The sequence below is a fragment of the Candidatus Erwinia dacicola genome (assembly GCF_001756855.1).
Classification (GTDB): Bacteria; Pseudomonadota; Gammaproteobacteria; order Enterobacterales; family Enterobacteriaceae; genus Erwinia; species Erwinia dacicola.
On record NZ_MAYS01000362.1, the window covers coordinates 1 to 2,643 of the forward strand.

A 2,643-nucleotide genomic window follows, 5' to 3' on the forward strand; every position below is an offset into this window, starting at 1 on the left:
TCCATGTTTTTATCGGTACGAGAGTATACCTTTCGGGTAATACCGTCACCTGTACCGTCGAAAAATGTGATGTAGAGTGAATAGATATGAGTAGATATAAACAAAAACCCTCTGCAATTACAGAGGGTTAAAGGTGAGATTGAATAGATATGATGAGCTATGAGCTAGCTATACATCATTCCCACTCAATTATTTACGGCATGCATATCTAATTGACTGATAACAAGTTTCTTAAAACTTATTTTCACCGTACCGTTTTATATACCGTCACCGGAAATCAGTGCCATGAAAAATGCCATGTCACCGGGTCAGTGAATCGTACTGCTTTTCACAGACTCGTCCGGCTTCGGCGGCCCGGTCAGCGTAATCTGCCAGCTGTCGGTTTCGCTCGAGAGATTTGCTGAGCACGTCGGCAAGCAAAACTCCGGTGTCTGCGGCTGACGTCCCAGCGCCGACAGTGGCGTTATACTGCCTGAGCTGCTCACGGATGGCAACGAGCTGTTGCTGCAACCGGCCAGCGCGAGCGGCAGCATCAAGAGCATCATTGCGCGCCTGGTCGATCCTCTGCTGCGCTTCACGTTCATTGGTCGCTTTCTCCTGTTCGTCCTGCTGACGAGCTTTATCATCTTCGGCTTTGCGGTCTTCCAGCGCCTGCGCATACCCCGCATCGTATAGGCGGCTGCCGTGCGCATTCCAGGCAACCACTCCGCCGATGACCAGAGCAGCAAGCATCAACACGATAAGCAACTGTTTCCAGTACGCTTTGGCGAATGCCCAGATCATAAAAGCACCTTGCTGGCGGTGATGTACCGCGCGCGCCGGTCGTCGATACCGTTCTGGCCGCCATTGATGATCTGCGTGACGCGCACCAGGTCGCCGGTGTACTTCATGCAGCCTTTGGTTGCGAAGAACCACGCCGCGCTGCGGGCCGCGTATTCGTCCTGCGCCAGCAATTCCGGCTGGCTAACCAGCTCAATTTTGAGCCCGTTGCCACAGTCTCGGTAGTTGTTCAGGCCGGTGATCTGGATGAGCCCGCGCCCGCGGTAGAACCAACCGTCAGTCGGGCCATTATTCCCATTGCGTTTGCTGTACACCAGATTGGCGATCGCACGCTGGCGCTCCAGCGGTAACGATGGCTCACCAGCACAGCGGCCCAGCGCGTTGGCCTGGCCCTGAGTGAGACGCCCGGCGCGGACGAATCCTGCCAGCCCGGTAACGCTGTAGTTGAAGTTCTCCTGAAGCCGTGTGAACCCTGTCGATTCATGGCCTACCTGCGCGATAAACATCGCCTGGTGCACTGGCGCTTCAACACCAAACTCTTTCATGGCGGCGGTGATATGCGGGAACCAGCGCGCGGCCAGTTGCTCGGTAATGCCGGCGGCGCGGCGGAATTGGTTAATGTCCATGCTGGGACCTCGTTATCTTGAAAATTTGAACCACGTTCCCTTTTGTCTTGATGAGAGCAGCCAGGAACACAGCTTTGATGATGACTTCTGACCAGTCGGCGCTGACGTAATACCCGTAGAACGTCCGGATGGGTACGCTGGCGGCCACGACGATCAGCAGGTAGGCTAGCCATCCTCCCCACCAGCGATGGCGTGACCCGTCACGGCGGAACAGAAGCACTCGGATTGCAATGCCGCCGCAGATAGCGGCGTTCAGGATGAGAAGCAGATCAGGACCGGTCATCGTCTTTTCTCCCCGGGATCAGGTCGCGTGGATTTCCAGAACGGTGATACAGCCAGGTACCGATACCAACAGCAACGATTGAAGAAACAAACGCCCCTGCTGAGTACGCAACCCCTTTCTCAAACATATCTGTGGTGATGCCAGGAAAAACGGATGAAAATCCGATGAGAAGTGTTGCTGTCGGTTTGTAGAAAAGAAGGCCGCAGAAGAAGCTGATGAACGCCAGAAGTAACCGCCGCTTTATGGGATATTCCACCGCCGAGGTAACGAAAATTACCGCGCCAGCGAGTGCCCCTAAAGCCACCTCCGGCGGCATATCTGCGACCACAGACATTAGCGCGCTCAGGCTAAGCCCCTGATTAAGCGACTATGTGGTTAACGAGTGCGACATAGTGACCACCGTTTAATGTGCATAAAGAACCCCCTTAGTTGGTGAGTTCACCATACACAATAAACCATATGTGGTTTAAAAAACCTCAGACAACTCTTAACGAAATTACCTTAAAGGTGATAAAGTAAGGTTTTAAATTTGGGGCTGTCCTAGATAACTAAGATCATCTAGGATAGTGCCATGAGAAAAAGCAGACTCAGTCAGTACAAACAGGAACGGTTACTTGAACAGTTTATTGCAGGCTCCACAGCCCGTATTGCCGCAGAGCTGGTTGGTGTCCACAGGAACACTGCTGCATACTATTTTCACCGCCTCAGAGTGCTGATAGCCGAGCACGTAGATAGGCACTCCTGGTTTGATGGCGAGATTGAACTGGACGAAAGTTATTTTGGTGGTTGTCGTAAAGGTCAGCGTGGCAGAGGTGCTGCCGGAAAAGTGCCTGTTTTCGGGCTTCTCAAGCGTGGTGGTAAGGTGTATACCAAGGTCAGACCCGATGCCAAATCACGCACAGTACTGCCGATGATAGAGGCAAAAAATGACCCTGACAGGATCGTCTATACCGA

At 53.0% G+C, this 2,643-nt stretch carries 5 protein-coding genes; 1 reads left to right on the forward strand and 4 read right to left on the reverse strand.

The genetic code is table 11. The features are described 5' to 3' along the window. Positions 1 to 300: 300 nt before the first annotated feature. Genes BBW68_RS10280 through BBW68_RS10295 form a run of 4 tightly spaced genes read right to left on the reverse strand, consistent with a single transcriptional unit; the run spans position 301 to position 2,035 of the window. Positions 301 to 783, reverse strand: coding sequence for a DUF2514 domain-containing protein (locus BBW68_RS10280; protein WP_070135288.1), 483 nt, complete (start codon positions 781 to 783; stop codon positions 301 to 303). Then, positions 780 to 1,406, reverse strand: coding sequence for a glycoside hydrolase family 19 protein (locus BBW68_RS10285; protein ID WP_070135289.1), 627 nt, complete (start codon positions 1,404 to 1,406; stop codon positions 780 to 782). Before BBW68_RS10285 ends, BBW68_RS10280 begins: the two co-directional genes overlap by 4 nt. Further along, positions 1,396 to 1,689, reverse strand: coding sequence for a phage holin family protein (locus BBW68_RS10290; protein WP_063149254.1), 294 nt, complete (start codon positions 1,687 to 1,689; stop codon positions 1,396 to 1,398). Before BBW68_RS10290 ends, BBW68_RS10285 begins: the two co-directional genes overlap by 11 nt. Then, positions 1,676 to 2,035 (reverse strand): putative holin, encoded by a 360-nt coding sequence (locus tag BBW68_RS10295; RefSeq protein WP_338061301.1) that lies wholly within the window; start codon positions 2,033 to 2,035, stop codon positions 1,676 to 1,678. The genes BBW68_RS10290 and BBW68_RS10295 overlap by 14 nt, the downstream gene beginning before the upstream one ends. Before the next feature lie 225 nt (positions 2,036 to 2,260). Here BBW68_RS10295 and BBW68_RS10300 point away from each other — a divergent pair. Beyond that, the coding region (locus BBW68_RS10300; protein ID WP_148127630.1) for a transposase at positions 2,261 to 2,643 on the forward strand (383 nt) is incomplete at its 3' end.